This is a genomic window from Rhizobium sp. PEPV16 (assembly GCF_008919455.1).
In the GTDB taxonomy this organism is placed as follows: Bacteria; Pseudomonadota; Alphaproteobacteria; order Rhizobiales; family Rhizobiaceae; genus Rhizobium; species Rhizobium leguminosarum_Q.
This window is the reverse complement of the sequence record NZ_VSZV01000240.1, coordinates 1-16,500: the sequence shown is the minus strand read 5'-3', so window position 1 is coordinate 16,500 and position 16,500 is coordinate 1. Positions and strand designations below refer to the sequence as shown.

Annotated in this window: 16 protein-coding genes and 1 riboswitch; of the genes, 10 read left to right on the top strand and 6 right to left on the bottom strand. The window is 60.5% G+C overall.

All coding sequences use genetic code 11. The annotated features are described in order from the left end of the window. Complete coding sequence (moaA, locus tag FY112_RS08775) at positions 1 to 1,005, top strand: GTP 3',8-cyclase MoaA (RefSeq protein WP_151518189.1); 1,005 nt, start codon at positions 1 to 3, stop codon at positions 1,003 to 1,005. Between the two features lie 299 nt (positions 1,006 to 1,304). Here the strand turns inward: moaA and FY112_RS08770 are convergent, their stop codons facing one another. Continuing rightward, entirely contained in the window at positions 1,305 to 2,090 is a 786-nt protein-coding gene (locus FY112_RS08770) for a methyltransferase domain-containing protein (RefSeq protein ID WP_026158713.1), read from the bottom strand. Positions 2,091 to 2,203: 113 nt separating this feature from the next. Between FY112_RS08770 and FY112_RS08765 the strand changes: the two genes are divergently transcribed. Genes FY112_RS08765 through FY112_RS08755 form a run of 3 tightly spaced genes read left to right on the top strand, consistent with a single transcriptional unit; the run spans position 2,204 to position 5,162 of the window. After that, complete coding sequence (locus tag FY112_RS08765) at positions 2,204 to 3,340, top strand: ABC transporter substrate-binding protein (protein WP_017960728.1); 1,137 nt, start codon at positions 2,204 to 2,206, stop codon at positions 3,338 to 3,340. A gap of 5 nt (positions 3,341 to 3,345) precedes the next feature. After that, positions 3,346 to 4,416: an iron ABC transporter permease gene (locus FY112_RS08760; protein ID WP_017960729.1), complete on the top strand. Its 1,071-nt coding sequence runs from the start codon at positions 3,346 to 3,348 to the stop codon at positions 4,414 to 4,416. Continuing rightward, positions 4,410 to 5,162, top strand: coding sequence for an ABC transporter ATP-binding protein (locus FY112_RS08755; protein ID WP_017960730.1), 753 nt, complete (start codon positions 4,410 to 4,412; stop codon positions 5,160 to 5,162). The genes FY112_RS08760 and FY112_RS08755 overlap by 7 nt, the downstream gene beginning before the upstream one ends. A 21-nt stretch (positions 5,163 to 5,183) precedes the next feature. Here the strand turns inward: FY112_RS08755 and FY112_RS08750 are convergent, their stop codons facing one another. The 4 genes from FY112_RS08750 to FY112_RS08735 form a co-directional block, all read right to left on the bottom strand. Beyond that, positions 5,184 to 6,134: a sugar-binding transcriptional regulator gene (locus tag FY112_RS08750; RefSeq protein WP_151518188.1), complete on the bottom strand. Its 951-nt coding sequence runs from the start codon at positions 6,132 to 6,134 to the stop codon at positions 5,184 to 5,186. Positions 6,135 to 6,155: 21 nt separating this feature from the next. Further along, positions 6,156 to 7,622: an FGGY-family carbohydrate kinase gene (locus FY112_RS08745; RefSeq protein ID WP_151518187.1), complete on the bottom strand. Its 1,467-nt coding sequence runs from the start codon at positions 7,620 to 7,622 to the stop codon at positions 6,156 to 6,158. 68 nt (positions 7,623 to 7,690) lie between these two features. Then, entirely contained in the window at positions 7,691 to 8,647 is a 957-nt protein-coding gene (locus tag FY112_RS08740) for a transketolase family protein (protein WP_151518186.1), read from the bottom strand. Continuing rightward, positions 8,647 to 9,456, bottom strand: coding sequence for a transketolase (locus FY112_RS08735; protein ID WP_151518185.1), 810 nt, complete (start codon positions 9,454 to 9,456; stop codon positions 8,647 to 8,649). Before FY112_RS08735 ends, FY112_RS08740 begins: the two co-directional genes overlap by 1 nt. A 205-nt stretch (positions 9,457 to 9,661) precedes the next feature. Here FY112_RS08735 and FY112_RS08730 point away from each other — a divergent pair, with 205 nt between their 5' ends. The 6 genes from FY112_RS08730 to ribB all read left to right on the top strand — a co-directional run bounded on the left by FY112_RS08730 (position 9,662) and on the right by ribB (position 16,166). Next, the gene (locus FY112_RS08730; RefSeq protein WP_003540274.1) at positions 9,662 to 10,642 is read left to right on the top strand and encodes an ABC transporter permease; all 981 of its coding nucleotides are present in this window, start codon (positions 9,662 to 9,664) and stop codon (positions 10,640 to 10,642) included. Between the two features lie 116 nt (positions 10,643 to 10,758). Then, on the top strand, positions 10,759 to 11,688 hold the full coding sequence (locus tag FY112_RS08725; RefSeq protein WP_003540275.1) for a sugar ABC transporter substrate-binding protein: 930 nt from the start codon (positions 10,759 to 10,761) through the stop codon (positions 11,686 to 11,688). 28 nt (positions 11,689 to 11,716) lie between these two features. Beyond that, complete coding sequence (locus FY112_RS08720) at positions 11,717 to 13,195, top strand: sugar ABC transporter ATP-binding protein (RefSeq protein ID WP_151518184.1); 1,479 nt, start codon at positions 11,717 to 11,719, stop codon at positions 13,193 to 13,195. 22 nt (positions 13,196 to 13,217) lie between these two features. Next, positions 13,218 to 14,006 carry an SDR family oxidoreductase gene (locus FY112_RS08715; protein WP_131709212.1) on the top strand — a complete coding sequence of 263 codons (789 nt, stop codon included), beginning with the start codon at positions 13,218 to 13,220 and terminating at the stop codon, positions 14,004 to 14,006. 265 nt (positions 14,007 to 14,271) lie between these two features. After that, complete coding sequence (locus FY112_RS08705) at positions 14,272 to 15,054, top strand: glucose 1-dehydrogenase (protein ID WP_151518183.1); 783 nt, start codon at positions 14,272 to 14,274, stop codon at positions 15,052 to 15,054. Between the two features lie 197 nt (positions 15,055 to 15,251). Continuing rightward, positions 15,252 to 15,404: riboswitch (FMN riboswitch) on the top strand. 126 nt (positions 15,405 to 15,530) lie between these two features. Then, positions 15,531 to 16,166 carry a 3,4-dihydroxy-2-butanone-4-phosphate synthase gene (gene ribB, locus FY112_RS08700; RefSeq protein ID WP_151518182.1) on the top strand — a complete coding sequence of 212 codons (636 nt, stop codon included), beginning with the start codon at positions 15,531 to 15,533 and terminating at the stop codon, positions 16,164 to 16,166. Positions 16,167 to 16,251: 85 nt separating this feature from the next. On the opposite strand, the gene FY112_RS08695 is transcribed toward ribB, so the two are convergent. Beyond that, positions 16,252 to 16,500: SDR family oxidoreductase (locus FY112_RS08695; protein ID WP_151518181.1), on the bottom strand; the 249-nt coding region annotated here is incomplete at its 5' end.

The following is a 16,500-nucleotide window of genomic DNA, read 5'->3' as shown; positions in this document are numbered from 1 at the left end:
GTGGCGGGTGCACACCCGATGATCGACCCCTTCGGGCGGGCGGTCACCTATCTCCGCGTCTCCGTCACCGACCGCTGCGATTTCCGCTGCACCTATTGCATGGCGGAGAATATGACCTTTCTGCCGAAGAAGGATCTTTTGACGCTGGAAGAGCTCGACCGGCTCTGTTCCGCCTTCATCGCCAAGGGTGTCAGCAAGATCAGGCTGACCGGCGGCGAACCCTTGGTGCGCAAGAACATCATGTATCTGGTGCGCCAGCTCGGCCAGAAGATCGGCTCCGGCCTCGACGAATTGACGCTGACCACCAACGGCTCACAGCTTTCCCGCCATGCCGAGGAGCTCTATGATTGCGGCGTGCGCCGGATCAACGTCTCGCTAGATACGCTCGACCCCGACAAGTTCCGCAAGATCACCCGCTGGGGCGATTTCGCCAAAGTCATGGAAGGCATCGACGCCGCTCAGAAAGCCGGGCTGAAGATCAAGCTCAATGCCGTGGCGCTGAAGGATTTTAACGATGCCGAGATGCCGGAGCTGCTGCGCTTCGCCCATGGCCGCGGCATGGATCTCACCGTCATCGAAACCATGCCGATGGGCGAGATCGAAGAAGACCGCACCGACCAGTATCTGCCGCTTTCGAAACTGCGCGCCGATCTCGAAGAGCAGTTCACCCTTGCTGACATCGATTACCAGACCGGCGGCCCGGCGCGTTACGTCAGGGTCGAAGAAACCGGCGGCCGCCTTGGCTTCATCACGCCGATGACCCATAATTTCTGCGAGAGCTGCAACCGCGTCCGCCTCACCTGCACCGGCACGCTCTACATGTGCCTCGGCCAGAACGACGCCGCCGATCTCCGCGCCGCACTCCGCGCCACCGAAGACGACGCCCTCCTTCACACCGCCATCGACGAAGCCATCACCCGCAAACCCAAAGGCCACGACTTCATCATCGACCGCACGCATAACCGTCCGGCCGTGGCCAGGCATATGAGCGTCACCGGAGGGTGAGGCCCGGTCCCCGCAAAGCGGGGAGCGATCGATCCAGTGAATCGATCGCGGGGCCGAACGCCCTGAGCCCCGCGAAGGGTCGGGATACGGTGCGGCAGTCTCCCTCTTATCTTCTCCCCAGCGGGGAGAAGGTGGCCCGCAGGGTCGGATGAGGGGGGCCGCACGGCACACCCTTCATTGCCCTTCGCTTGCGCTCAGCGCATTCGCGGCTTCGCCGCTCACCCCCTCATCTGCCCTGAAGGGCATCTTCTCCCCGCTGGGGAGAAGAGGGAGCAAGCCGCAGCATCACCGCCAACCCATCACCCAGGCTTGCGCGCACAGACCGCAAACCGGTCCTGCACCATGCGCTCCAGCCCGCGCAGGAACGGCATCTTGCGGGCCTGCGCCCAATGGATAGCGGCAAGTTTGCGGTCGATGACAATATCCGCAAAACCGGCTTGGCGCAAAAGATCGACGACTGCTTCGGCTGGCATCTGGTTGGAGAAATGCACGCGTGAGCGGATCTTCTGGTGCCGCGCCATCATTTCCGGCGTCATGTGGCTCGCCGGCGGTTTGCCGGTCACCTGCGTCCAGAGCTTCTGCAGGCCCTTGACCCAGGTTTCCTTGCCCATATTGCCGTCGAGGATCAGCACCTTGCCGCCCGGCTTCAATACCGAGAACCATTCCTTAAAGGCCGAAGCCGGATCGACCAGCGTCCAGACGAGATGGCGGTTGGTGATGACGTCGTAACTGTCCTTGGGCTCCATGGTGTTTTCGGCGTCGCCGGAAACGAAACGAATATCGGTGCCGCGCTTCTTCGCCTTGGCGCGCGCCTGCGCCAGCATCGCATCCGACCAGTCCAACCCGGTCACCTTGAAGCCGACATCGTTCATCAGATGCGAAATCACGGCGGTGCCGCAAGCAAGATCGAGGGCTGCACGTCCTTCGCCCTCGCCGAGATGTTTTTTGATCAGCCGCTGCCAGCCCTTCCGCTCCGCTTCCGAAAAGATTTCATGGCCTACGCTCTGGTCGAAGGTCGCCGCCCGTTCCGACCAGAAGTCGCGGATTTCGTCTCGGATGGAGTAATTGGTATTCATGGAATTCATCGCAGCCCCCGGCACGGCATCAGTTTGGAAACGCTCTAAAACATATAACTTGATTCACAAAGTCATATTTCCTATGCCTGCGGACATTATTCAGACCTCGGGGGAATTTCCAGATGAATTTCGTGAAAACGCTCGCAGCCTCAGCATTCGCCGTTGCGGGCCTGATGCCGCTTTCGGCGCCTGCGCAATCCTTTACCATCAAGGATGTGGCCGGTCGTGAAGTGAGCTTCGACAAGCCGGTCGAGCGAGTGATCCTTGGGGAAGGCCGCATGCTCTACGCCGTCGCGCCGATCGAGAAGGACGATCCCTTCGCCAAGATCGTCGGCTGGCGCAACGATCTCTGGACCACCGACAAGGACGGCTTCAACGCCTATGTCGAGAAGTTTCCGAAGGGCAAGGACCTGCCCTTCCTCGGCAACCTGACTGACGGCACGCTGCAGACCGAAACAGTCGTCAAGCTGGATCCCGACGTGCTGCTGCTGCCGATCGGCAACAAGACGGCCGCCGACGAAGTGAAGCTCGAGGACAAGCTCGCCGGCATCGGCGTGAAGATCGTCTATATTGATTTCCGCGAGCACATTCTCGCCAACACCGAGCCGAGCCTGAAGATCCTCGGCCAGATCTTCGGCCATGAGGACCGCGCCGAAGCCGTCGCCAGCTTCTGGAAAGAGCAGATGGCCCGTGTGGCGGACAAGCTGAAGGCCGCCAATCCGCCGAAGCCGAATGTCTTCATGTATCGCGCCGCAGGTCTGGTGGAGTGCTGCGGCACTTTCGGTCCCGACAATTTCGGCCTGATGGTCGATTGGGCCGGCGGCCACAATCTCGGCTCCGATTTCCTGCCTGGCTATACCGGCTCGATCAATGCCGAGCAGGTCGTCGCCTCCAATCCTGACGTCATCGTCGTCACCGGCTCCAATTGGAGCCAGACCAAGAATGCCAAGGACTTTGTGAATGTCGGCCCGAATGCGGCAGCCACCTTCGACGACAGCCGCAAGGCGCTGAACACGCTGATGGAAAACCCTGCCTTCACCGGCTCCAGGGCGGTTGCCGGCGGCAATGTCCACGCGATCTGGCACCAGTTCTATACCAGCCCCTACCAATTCGTCGCCGTCCAGCAACTGGCCAAGTGGTTCCATCCGAACCTCTTTGCCGATCTCGATCCCGATGCCACCTTCAAGGAATTCCACGAAAAATTCCTGCCGGTCGCCTATCAGCCGGGTTACTGGGTCGATGCCAAGGCGGGTCAGTAATCCAAATGGCCGAGATCGCCGCCATATCGATCGAAGCCGAAGCCGGGAGGGAGCGCTACCGCGCCCTCGCCCGGCGCAAGCTGCTGATCCTTTTTGCCATGACGGCAGCGCTTTGTCTGTCCTTCGCCGTCGATCTCGCCTGGGGGCCGGCCCGCTATAGTCTTACCGAGGTTGTCTCCGCCCTTCTCAACCCCTCCTCCGTGTCCGATCAGGTGCGGGCCGTCGTCTGGGGCATCCGCATGCCGGTTGCCGTGATGGCGATCGTCGTGGGCGCATCGCTCTCCGTCGCCGGCGCGCAGATGCAGACGATCCTCGCCAATCCGCTCGCCAGCCCCTTCACGCTCGGCATTTCGGCCGCGGCAAGCTTCGGCGCAGCACTGGCGATCGTCACCAGCGTTCCGCTTCTGCCTGTTGCAGCCGGCCTGCTCGTGCCGGTCAATGCCTTCATCATGGCGTTGATTGCCACGCTCTTCATCCATTTCGTCTCGCAGGCTCGCGGCGTCTCGGTGCAGACGGTGGTACTGCTCGGCATCGCGCTGGTCTTCACCTTCAATGCGTTGCTCGCCTTCCTGCAATATCTCGCCTCAGAACAGGCGCTGTCGGCTGTCGTCTTTTGGACGATGGGCAGCCTCACCAAGGCCACCTGGCCGAAGATCTGGGTAACGCTTACCGTTCTCCTGATCGCCCTGCCGCTCTTTGCCCGTAACGCCTGGGCGCTGACCGCGATCCGCCTCGGCGAAGACAAGGCCGCGAGCTTCGGCGTCAATGTCCGCCGCATCCGGCTTGAGACCATGCTCGTGGTCTCGCTGCTCGCCGCAGTGCCGGTCAGCTTCGTCGGCACAATCGGTTTCGTCGGCCTTGTCGGGCCGCATATATCACGCATGATCCTCGGCGAGGATCAGCGCTTCTTCCTGCCGGGCTCGATCCTGTCAGGCGCGCTGCTCCTGTCGCTGACCTCGATCGTCTCGAAGTCGATCATCCCGGGTGTCGTCTTCCCGATCGGCATCATCACCGCGCTGGTCGGCGTGCCCTTCTTCTTCTCGCTCATCCTCTCGAACAGGAGCCGGTCGTGGTAGCGCTTCAGTTGCAATCGGTCGGCGCCTATCACGGCCGCAAGCTCTTCGTCGAAGACGTGACGACGCCGGTGATTAAATCAGGCGAGGTCGTGGCGGTGATCGGCCCGAATGCTGCCGGCAAGTCGACGCTCTTCAAGCGCATCACCGGCCTGCTCAAAGGGCCGGGTCATGTCGTGGTCGAAGGATCGAAGACGAAAAACGCCATCAGCTACATGCCGCAGGATACCTCGGCAAACGCGGTGCTGACAGTCTATGAATCCATCCTGCTTGCCCGCAAGCAGGGCAAGTCCTGGGCCGTCAGCGACAGCGATTTGCGCTTCATCGACGAGATCATGAAGGCATTGGATATCACAGCCATCGCCTTCCGCGATCTCGGCGCGCTTTCCGGCGGCCAGCGCCAGCTCGTCTCGATCGCCCAGGCCCTGGTCCGCGAGCCCGAGATCATGCTGATGGACGAACCAACCAGCGCGCTCGATCTTCACCGCCAGGTCGAGGTCCTCGATTTCATGCGCCGCCAGGCCCGCACCAAAGGCATGATCGTGCTGATCGCCATCCACGACCTTAACCAGGCGCTGCGCTTCGCCGACAAGGTCCTCGTCATCGCCAACGGCCGCATGCACGCCTGCGGCACCCCCCGCGACGTCGTTACCGCCGAGATGCTGCGGGAGATCTACCGGGTCGAGGCCCGGGTGGAGAAATGCTCGCTGGACCACGACCACGTGATCGTGGATGGGACAGCGCATTGAGGCTGGCAACCGTCTGCCTTATCAGCTGATCAATCGCTGCGCGGTAAACTTGTCTGTAACAAGCATGTGGATGACCCCCACGCGGAGCGCGCCTGCGATAGCGTCGGTCTTTTTGGACCCGCCGGCGAGAGCAATGACCCGGTCCACCCGTTCTAGATCCTCGAGTGGAAGCCCTATGACCCGGTCGTCCAGGGGTGTCTTGACTGGCTTGCCGTTTTTATCGAAGAAGCGAAGCGAGATATCGCCGACGGCTCCCGCTTCCGCGAGATCAGACAGTTCGCGGGACGAAAAGATATTGCCTGACCGTGCGAGAAGTTCGGACGGTTCGACTGCTCCGATTCCGACAATCGCAAGCGTTATGCTGCCAAACAAGTCCATCGTCTCCCGAACGTATGGATCGGCCTGCATAAGAAATTTTGCCTCTCTGGACGTCGTAACGCCCTGCACAGCCAGCAGTTTTGGCTCAGCGCCGGTCAGCCGAGCAAGCCGCGTGGTAAGCTGCGTCGCATGCGTTTGCACTGAAGGATCGCCCATGCCTCCAAGGGTTTGGACGACGTATTTCGCCTGAGCGCTCTTCAGGGGATGAATGTTCTCGACCATCTTGGAGATGGTCTGGCTCCAACTCGAAACGCCGATGATCTCCCCTGGCGCAAGCGTCACCTCCAAGAGATGAGCCGCTGCTTCTCCGATACGGGCCATGATGGCGCCGTCCCGATCTTCCGTGCACTCGACGACGATCGCCTCCGGCAAATCATATTTCTCGCGAAGCGCGCTCTCAAGCTCGCTGTAGGTGCCAACGGGGGGGGTCACGCTGGTTCGCACAATATCTTCGGCCTCGGCACGTTTGAGCATGCGCGACACTGTCGCCTGCGACAGGCGAAGGTGCTGTGCGATCTCCGCCTGTCGCCGCCCCTCCAAGTGGTACATCTGGGCGACCCTCGAGATGAGGCGGAGTTCATTGAGGCGAGTCATCGCTAATCCTAGGGTGAATTTTTATTCATCATTAGCCGTTGTTTCGCGTGCCGTCGAGCGGGCAAGTGCATCATTCCAGGTATTCAGAAGCACCGCTCGATCCACGGGTTCCGGGTCAATGATATGTGAGCTCCGGGGCAGCTCCGCGATAACCTGAAGATCGCTCCACAAGCCAAGTGAGAGACCCGCGAGATATGCGGCCCCCAAAGCCGACGCCTCGGGTGCTTCGCATTGGATCACGGGATGTTCGATGAGATTCGAGACACACTGCATCAGGAAGCGGTTCTGGCTCGGTCCGCCGTCGACATACAGCGCCCCGAGCTCGCCGCCGCTTTGTGCTCGCATGGCGGCGATCACGTCGTGCACCTGGAAGGCGATCGAGTCGGTTACCGATCGCGCCATTTGCGCACGTGTCGTATTGAAATTGATTTGGGAGAACAGGGCACGGGCGTCGGAGTTCCAATAGGGTGCGCCCAGTCCCACGAATGCTGGCACGAAGCCCGGTCCGCCCGGTTCGGCGCTCGCCGCAAGTTCGACAAGGGCCGCCACGTCCGAAAGGCCGAGAATGCCTGCCATCCAGGGGAGACTGGCGGCGCAGACGAGAATATTGCCTTCGAAAGCGAAGGTCGGTTTTCCATGGAGACGCCATGCGACGGTCGTAGTGACGCCGTTGCGTGGGGGAATAAATCGCGGAAGCGTCGTCATCACCGACGAGCCGGTTCCGAAGGTTACCTTGCCATCACCCGGCTTGAATGCTCCATGACCGAACAGCGCAGCATGACTGTCTCCGATCACGGCCATGATCGGAGTTCCATCCGGCACGCCTGGCAACCCTTGCGTCCTGCCGAAGTCGGCAGAGCTGTCGAGTACCTCGGGCAGGAGCGCGATATCCACGCCGAAGATCTCGCCAAGTTCCTCGCTCCATCTCTGCTCCTGGAGATCGAACAACTGGCTCCTGGCGGCATTGGAAGCGTCGCAGACATGCCGGCGCCCGCCCGTCAGGCAGTGGACGAGCCAACTGTCGACCGTTCCTACCCGCACCGAACGCCCAGCCGGAATACGGTCGAGCAGCCATCGGAATTTCGAACCCGGGAACATCGGATCCAGCGGCAGGCCCGTGAGCGCCTGCACACGGTGAAGGTGGCCTTCGGCAATGAGACGTTCGCAATCCTGTGCCGTTCGGCGGCACTGCCAGCTTACCACCGGCCCAAGTGCTTCTCCCGTTTCTGCGTCCCAGGCAGTGACTGACTCGCGCTGATTGGAAATCGCCACGGCCTCGACAGCCACGTCGGGGGTGGCCTTCAGGCAGGCGTCGATCGCTTCGCAAACCGATGCGTAGAGCCGGCGTGGGTCTTGTTCGACCCAGCCCGGTTTCGGATAGGTGATGCCGACTGGAGCCGAACCTCTGCCAACAATTTCTCCCTTTTCCGAAACCAGAACTGCCTTTGAATTGGTCGTGCCCTGGTCAATTGCCAGAATTGCCCGCATTCTATCCTCCCCAGATCAGACGGCAGCCGGGACGACAAAAAGCGTCCGGGCTGATCACGTGATCCCAGTTACTTGCGCCTGATCAGCGACTGCGCGGCGTCGGCGATTGCGGACGGCGCCATCCCGAATTCGTCGAGCAGGAACTCTGCCGAACCGGTCGGAGCGTAGACGCCGGGAACTCCGAGACGTTTCATCGGGACTGGAGCATTGTCGACCACCACTTCGGCTACCGCGGAACCGAGCCCGCCAAAAATCGAATGCTCTTCGGCTGTGACGATCGCTCCGGTTTCCTTCGCCGCGGCGATGATGGCGTCCTCGTCGATCGGACGAACCGTTGCAAGGTTGAGCACTCTGGCGTTGATACCGCGGTCTGCGAGGATTTCGGCAGCCTTTAAGATTCGATGAGTCAAAGTGCCGTTTGCAATAAGGGTGACGTCGGAACCCTGGCGAAGGAGGTTTGCCTTGCCAAGTTCGAACTTGTGACCCTCCGGAAGCAGATCAGGCACACCTACGCGAGACAGACGCAGGAAACAGGGGCCGTTATAGGCCGCGGCCCATTCAACCGCAGCAGCTGTTTCGATGCGGTCACAAGGCGCAATGACCGGAAGGTTGGGCAGAACCCGCGTCCAGGCGAAGTCTTCGATCGAGTGATGGGTCGGGCCGAGTTCGCCATACGCCATTCCGGAAGAAATGCCGACCAGCTTGACGTTGGCATTTGAATACGAAATATCGGCCTTGATCTGCTCCAGCGACCGTCCTGTTAGAAACGGAGCGGCGGCGCACACGAACGGAAGGCGTCCGCCATTGGCGAGGCCTGCTGCAACCCCCACCATGTTCTGCTCGGCGATGCCGACATTGACGAGACGCTCTCCAAACTTCGCCTTGAAGCCGCCGAGCTTGGAGGAACCCACGGAGTCGTTGCAGACGGCAACGATCGTTTCGTTTTCGGCTGCCAGCCGCTCAAGCGTAGTAGCGAATGCGTCGCGGCAATCGTAGAGCTTGGGTGCGTTTATTGGCGCGTTCATTACAGTGCCTCCGACAATTCTGCCAATGCGATTTCGTATTGTTCCTTGCTCGGTACCTTGTGGTGCCAGTCGACTCGGTCTTGCATGAACGAGATTCCATGGCCCTTGTTGGTGTGGGCCACGATGCAATGCGGTCTCGATCCCCGGTATTCGAGGGCTGAAACGACTTCGCTCATATTGTTCCCATTGATCTCGGTGACTTCCCAATCAAAAGCTTCAAGCTTCGGACGAAGCGGGGCGAGATCGTTGGTTTCCGCCAGGGCGGCGCCCTGCTGGAACCTGTTGTGGTCGATGACCAGCGTCAGGTTATCGAGCTTGAACTGAGCGGCCGCCATGATCGCTTCCCAGTTGGAGCCCTCCTGCATCTCACCGTCGCCGGTGACGACATAGGTGTGATATTTCGCGCCTGAGAGCTTGGCGGCTTTTGCCATTCCTATTGCGACAGGAAGACCGTGGCCGAGCGGCCCGGTATTCGTTTCGACGCCAGGAACCTTGTTGCAATTTGGATGCCCGTTCAGCCTCGAATGCGGCTGCAAAAAGGTGGAAATCTCTTCCTCCGGGATGAAGCCGCGTTTTGCGAGCGTCACATACAGCGCGCATGCAGTATGTCCCTTCGAAAGAACGAACCTGTCGCGGTCGGGGTGCTTCGGCTGATCGGGCCAAACATTCAGCACACGAAAATAGAGGGCAGTCAAAATTTCGATGACCGACATTTCCCCCCCAATATGGCCGGCGCCCGCTTCAAAGACCGCCTGGAGATCGCGCAATCGGATCTCCCGAGCGACCCGCTCGAGTTCTGTCGTATTCATGGATTCCTCTCATGCATAAATATTCAGTTGTCAATATTTTTGCACAAGACACCGATTAGTCAAGCCCTTTAAGTGGAACACCGACAGTTGTAAGTCTAGAAATCCTGTTGACAGCTGGAAAGCAACTTGTTAATGAATTTTCCAGCATCAGTGAATATTTATTCGTATAGTGAATTAGCTATTAGCCTAGGCATAGGGAGGAACAATGGTGGCGCTCGATATCAATGAACACGGGCTTTCGTCCGGGGCCTGGTTGAGCAAACTCAAGGGCGCCACCGGCCCGCTCGTGGGGCTGCTCGCGCTTTGCGTCTTCCTGAGCCTCAGCACCGACACGTTTCTTTCGGTTCGGAACGGTCTCAACATCCTCGATCAGATCACTGTCCTCGGCATCATGGCCGTCGGAATGACCTTTGTCATTCTGATCGGCGGCATCGATCTCTCCGTCGGCTCGGCACTCGCTCTTGCGATGATGGTCATGGGCTGGACTGCGAATGTCGCCGGCCTGCCGCTGCCGGTCGGGATCGCTTTTGCTCTGGTCGCAGCGGGCCTTTCGGGGCTGATCGTCGGACTTCTGGTGACGCAGTTCAGGGTTCCAGCGTTTATTGCCACTCTTGCGATGATGTCCGCGGCTCGCGGCGTCGCGAATATGATCACGGACGGCCAACAGATCGTTGGATTCCCCGACTGGTTCATGATGCTGGCAATCGATCGCCATTTCGGCGTGTTGACAGCCACTGTGTTTCTCATGCTTGCGGTTGTTCTTGCCGCGTGGCTTTTCCTGCACTTCCGGTCCGAAGGTCGCATGCTCTACGCGGTGGGAGGAAATCCCGAAGTCGCACGCCTGGCCGGTATCAACGTCCCGCTCGTGACGATAGCCGTTTATGTCGTGAGTGCCGTCCTTGCGGGGCTCGCCGGCATCGTGCTCGCCGCGCGGCTGGATTCCGTCCAGCCGTCCAGTGGTCTGGGCTATGAACTGGACACCATCGCTGCGGTCGTCATCGGCGGAACTTCGCTCTCCGGCGGCGCGGGCGGCATCGGTGGAACGCTGATCGGCGTTCTTATCATCGGTGTGCTTCGCAACGGTCTCAACCTTCTCAACGTCTCGCCCTTCCTGCAGCAGGTGATCATCGGCATCGTCATCGTGCTCGCGGTCGGGGCGGAGACCATTCGTCGGCGTCGCGCCTGACGAGCGGGTCCGCCGCGTTGGCGAACCCGGAATTCCGCTCCAAAAATTTGGGGCGGATCAATACCCCGAGGGGGAGGACATACCCGAGGGTTCCATCAAACAACGGAGGAAATACAATGAAAATAGCGCGCACCATGCTCGCGTCTGCTGCACTGCTCGGTCTCATGCTCGGCCCCGTACATGCGGCGGAACTGAAGAAGCTCGGCTTGGCCGTTGCCAACCTTCAGGCAAACTTCTTCAACCAGATCAAGCAATCGGTCGAAGCCGAAGCCAAGAAGCGCGGCATCGAAGTCATCACGGTCGACGCAAAGGGCGACGGGCCGACACAGGTCAATCAAATCCAGGACCTCCTGACCCAGAAAATCGACGCGCTGATCTACATTCCGGCCGGTGCGGCGGCTGCGACCGTTCCGGTCAAGCTCGCGAAGAGCGCTGGTATCCCGGTCGTGAACGTTGACCGCAACGCCGAGGGAGCACCCGGCGATACCTTCCTTGCAACGGATTCCGTCGCGTCTGCCAAGGCCGTATGCGACTACATCCTGAAGGAAGCCGGCGGCAAGGGGAAGATGGTCATCATCCACGGCCAGAAGGGCACGACGCCGGAAGTCGATCGTTCGAAGGGCTGCGCTGAATCTCTCAAGGCATATCCTGATGTTAAGGTTGTCGCCGAGCAGTTCTCGAACATCTGGAGCCAGGACGAAGGCTTCCAGATCATGCAGAATATGCTGCAGGCAAATCCGGACGTTTCGATTGTGTTCGCCCAGGCCGACGGCCTCGCCCTTGGCGCCGCGCAGGCGATCAAGGTCGCCAATCCTTCCCAGAAGATCGTGGTTGGCGGCTTCGATGGTGACACCGCAGCTCTCGAAGCGCTCAGCAAGGGTGTCTTCAACGTAACGGCGACCCAGCAGACGCAGAAGATGGGCCGCGACGCGGTTGAAAACGCCGCCAAGCTTGTCGCCGGGGAAAAGGTGCCGCCGGTCCAGCTCCTGGATGCCACGCTGACAACCAAGGAAAACGTCGCAGGCTTCATCGCCAACCATCCGTAATGAAGTTGAGGTCTTGAGGAGGTGTGCCGTGACTGATCCAGTTCTTTCCCTGAGGGGCATATCCAAATGGTATGGGCCGCTCCAGGTTCTGAAGAATGTCAGCTTGGACGTCCATCCGGGCGAAGTGGTTGCACTTCTCGGTGAAAACGGAGCGGGCAAGTCAACGCTATCAGGCATCATCGCCGGGTCACGCACACCGTCCGAAGGATCAATGACATGGCTGGGGCAGCCTTATGCCCCGGCCACCCCAAGGGAAGCGATCGACAAGGGCGTTGTCCTGATCCACCAGGAGCTGCAGCTTCTGCCGCAGCTGTCGATCGCGGAAAACGTCTTCATCGGGCGCTGGCCGATGAAGAACGGCGTCGTCGACCGCGCCCAGATGGTTCGCCGGGCCCAGGACCAGCTCGCTCGCTTGAACCTTCACATCCCTGCAACGCGGACGGTCGCCGGCCTTTCCACAGCAAATCAGCAACTCATCGAGATCGCCAAGGCGCTGGCTCTCAACGCAAAGCTCCTGATCCTCGATGAGCCGACGGCCGCTCTTGGCGGCGCGGAGACGGAAGCTCTCTTCGAACAGGTTCGGAAGCTTCGCTCACAAGGTGTCGGCATCGTCTACATTTCCCACCGCATGGAAGAGATCAAGCGAATCACCGACCGGATCGTCGTTCTTCGCGATGGCGAGCGCGTCCAGGAATTCTCCGACAGCGCGACACCGGTGCGAACGATCGTCGAGAGCATGGTCGGACGCCCGCTTGACCGCTTGTTCCCTGCCCTGCCGGTTCCGACAGACCATCCAGTCCTCCAGGTGTCGGGGCTGTGCTCGCCGGACAACTCGTTCCGTGACGTTACCTTCGATGTGCGCGCCGGGGAAATTCTCGGAATCGCCGGACTGGTCGGCGCCGGCCGCACGGAACTTGTCCGCGCCATTTCGGGCGCTGACCCAATCAGTGCAGGTTCGATCAAGCTAGAAGGCGAAGAACTCAGGCTGCGCGATCCTGCGGATGCGATCGCCAAGGGCATCGTGATGGTTCCGGAAGACCGCAAGGAGCAAGGCCTCGTTGTCGGACACCGGATCGGCGAGAACATTATCTACGCCAATCTCGACAAGCTGGGCGGGCGTTGGATTACGCCGAGCGTCAAGCGCTCGTTTGCGGAGAAGGCAGTGGCCAAGTTCGGCGTGAAGGGCCGTGCGGAGCAATATGCCTCGGACCTGTCCGGCGGCAACCAGCAGAAGGTGGTCATCGCGAAATGGCTGATGCGCGATCCTAAGGTCGTCGTGCTCGACGAACCGACGAGAGGCATCGACGTCGGCGCCCGAGCCGGCATCTACGACATCATCGTCAATCTTGCCAAACGGGGCGTGGCGGTCATCGTCGTAAGCTCGGACCTCGAGGAAGTTCTCGGAGTCTCCAATCGCATTCTCGTGCTTGCGCAAGGCAAGCAGGCGGGGATTCTCAATCGTGACCAGGCAAATGACGTTTCGGTCATGGAGCTAGCCACCATCTAAACAGACAGAGAAAGGAAGAGCGGTGTCCGACATCACTCTGAACGCCCCGAAGCTTTTCGATCTCAGCGGCCAGGTTGTCATCGTTACCGGAGCCGGCAGCGGCATTGGGCAGCGCATTGCCATCGGCCTTGCGCAATGCGGCGCCGACGTAGCGTTGCTCGACCGTCGAACTGACGACGGGCTGGCCAAGACGGCTGAATATATTCGCGCCGCCGGCCGCCGCTCGATCCAGATCGCGGCGGATGTCACGAACAAATCGTCCCTTGGAGATGCCGTAGCACGTACCGAAGCCGATCTCGGCGCGCTGACGCTTGCAGTCAATGCTGCAGGCATCGCTAACGCGAACCCGGCGGAAGAGATGGAGGAGGATCAATATCAGACGTTGATGGATATCAACCTCAAAGGCATATTTCTTTCCTGCCAGGCCGAGGCTCGCGCCATGCTGAAGAATGGACGCGGCTCCATCGTCAACATCGCCTCCATGTCCGGCGTGATCGTGAACCGGGGGCTGAGCCAAGCACACTATAACGCCTCCAAGGCGGGCGTGATCCATATGTCGAAGTCCATGGCGATGGAATGGGTCGACCGCGGCATTCGCGTCAACACCATCTCCCCCGGATACACGGCAACGCCCATGAACACCCGCCCCGAGATGGTCCACCAGACCAAGCTCTTCGAAGAGCAGACGCCGATGCAGCGCATGGCAACGGTGGATGAGATGGTCGGTCCGGCTGTGTTCCTGCTGTCGAATGCAGCAAGTTTCGTGACCGGCGTCGATCTTCTCGTCGACGGCGGTTTCTGCTGCTGGTGATGAGAAAGCTCATTGCCGCCGCTGGAAAGTGACCGGTCTCGCTTCCTCCCTGGCTGAGATCGAGGCGCTGAAGGGACTAACGGGCACGACGGCGTGCGATATCGTCGTCTGCCCGCCCTTCGCGCTGATCGAACGGACGGAGAGCTCAGGCGTCGTCATCAGCGCTCAAGACTGCCTCAATTCACGACAACCGGTTGAGCTCCAATAATGATCGCATGGTAGGTCGCATCCAGATTTGCTGTTTATCGACGGACAAGGAAAGAGCATGAAACGCTTTGAGCAGAAGACTGTCGTCATTACCGGGGGTAGCCGCGGCATCGGAGCTGCCATCGCCAAACGCTTTGCGAAAGAAGGCGCCAATCTCGTCGTCTCGGCCAATGAGGAGCTGGTTCACGGCGTTGCCGAACAGATCCGGGCCGAAGGCGGCCAGGCGATCTCCTTCATCGGCGACGTCACCGACAAGGCGAGCGTCACCGCCCTCTACGATGCCGCCGAGAAGGAATTCGGCTCGGTCGACGTCTCGATCCAGAATGCCGGCGTCATCACCATCGCCCGCGTCGAGGACCTGACCGAAAACGAATGGGACAAGGTCATGGCCGTCAACACCAAGGGCGTCTTCCTCTGCGCCCAGGAGGCGATATCAAGAATGCGCAAACACAAGCGCGGCGGCCGCATCATCAACACTGCCTCCGGTCAGGCCCGCGACGGCTTCATCTACACGCCGCATTATGCCGCCTCGAAAATGGGCGTCGTCGGCATCACCCCGAGCCTGGCCAAGGAAGTCGCGACCGAGAAGATCACCGTCAACGCCTTCTGCCCCGGCATCATCGAGACCGACATGTGGGCCTATAACGACCAGGCCTGGGGCAAGCTGCTCGGCAACTACGCCCCCGGCGAACTGATGAAGGAATGGGTCGAGGGCATCCCGATGAAACGGGCCGGCTCCGGCGAAGACGTCGCCGGCCTGGTGACCTTCCTCGCCAGCGAGGATGCCGCCTATATCACCGGCCAGACGATCAATGTCGACGGCGGCCTCATCATGTCCTGATGCGTGTCGCCCAAAAGTGTGCAGTGGTTTTGGGACAACGACATGCATGGAACAAAGATCATACCATCCGTGAAGCGCGGAAAGAGACGCCGTCGTCGCCTTCCGTGTGAACAGTGTGTCTATCTCAGGCAGGGCAGCTTTGCATTTTTGCCCGGTCGAGTGACCTTGCCATCCGCCTGTTTTTGATCCTATCTTTGAAATGTTCTCAGGGCGGGGTGTAAATTCCCCACCGGCGGTATCAGGAGCAATCCTGGAGCCCGCGAGCGCTTCAGGCAGCTAGCTGCCTGAAGGTCAGCAGATCCGGTGAGATGCCGGAGCCGACGGTATAGTCCGGATGGAAGAGGACAACACGGGCAGTCGCACTCCATCCCGGAGTCGGCTGACGTTTGTTCGCCCAAGGGCAGAAGGCTCGCTCACGGATTGAGGCGAGCAGACCATGTCAGCCCGCTGACATAACCCTTGAAAGGCCAGACAGCATGACTATCGCAACAATCGAAGATGCCATATCAGCCATTGCCAGCGGCAAGATGGTCGTCGTCGTCGACGACCAGAACCGGGAAAACGAAGGCGATATCGTGGTCGCGGCCGATGCCGTCACCCCGGAAACAATCGCCTTCATGATGACCCACGCCCGCGGGCTCGTTTGCATCGCCATGGAAGGCGAGCGTCTCGATGCACTCGACATTCCGCTGATGGTGCCCAACAACACGGAATCGCACAAAACCGCCTTCACGGTTTCGGTCGATTATCTCAAGGGCACATCAACAGGCATCTCGGCTGCCGACCGCGCCGCCACCGTCCGCGCCCTGGTCGACGATCGCGCAAAGGCTGACGAATTCGCCCGCCCCGGCCATATCTTCCCGCTGCGCGCCAACCCCCGCGGCGTGCTCGGCCGCCCCGGCCACACCGAAGCCGCCATCGATCTCGCCCGCCTCGCCGGAAGGATCCCCGCCGGCGTCATCTGCGAAGTCGCCAACGACGACGGAACCATGTCCCGCCTGCCCGAACTCACGCTCTTCGCCGAACGCCACAACCTCCCCCTCGTCACAATCGAGGACCTGGTCGCCTATCTCGACCGCCAGGCGGAAAGAGACATACGCGAAGTCGCTTGATCGATGCCTTTGTTGCGGCGGCATAGCCCGCCGCAACAAAGATCGTGCCGCAGTGATGACCGTGACGGCACCGTCCCTCGCCGCCCTATGTTCGGCTGATCGAAACCCCACCATCTGCCAGCATCGCCGTGCCGGTCACGAAGCTCGACATGTCGGAGGCCAGGAAAAGCGCCGCATTGGCGATCTCTTCGGGTTGCGCCATGCGTTTCAGCGCATGCAGCCCCTCGACGAAGGCGAGCACCTCCGGCGTGGCATCAGGCGCGTTGGTAATGCTGGCGGGCGTGTCAGTGCCGCCGGGAAGCAGTGCGTTGACGCGGATCTTCTGCGCTCCGAG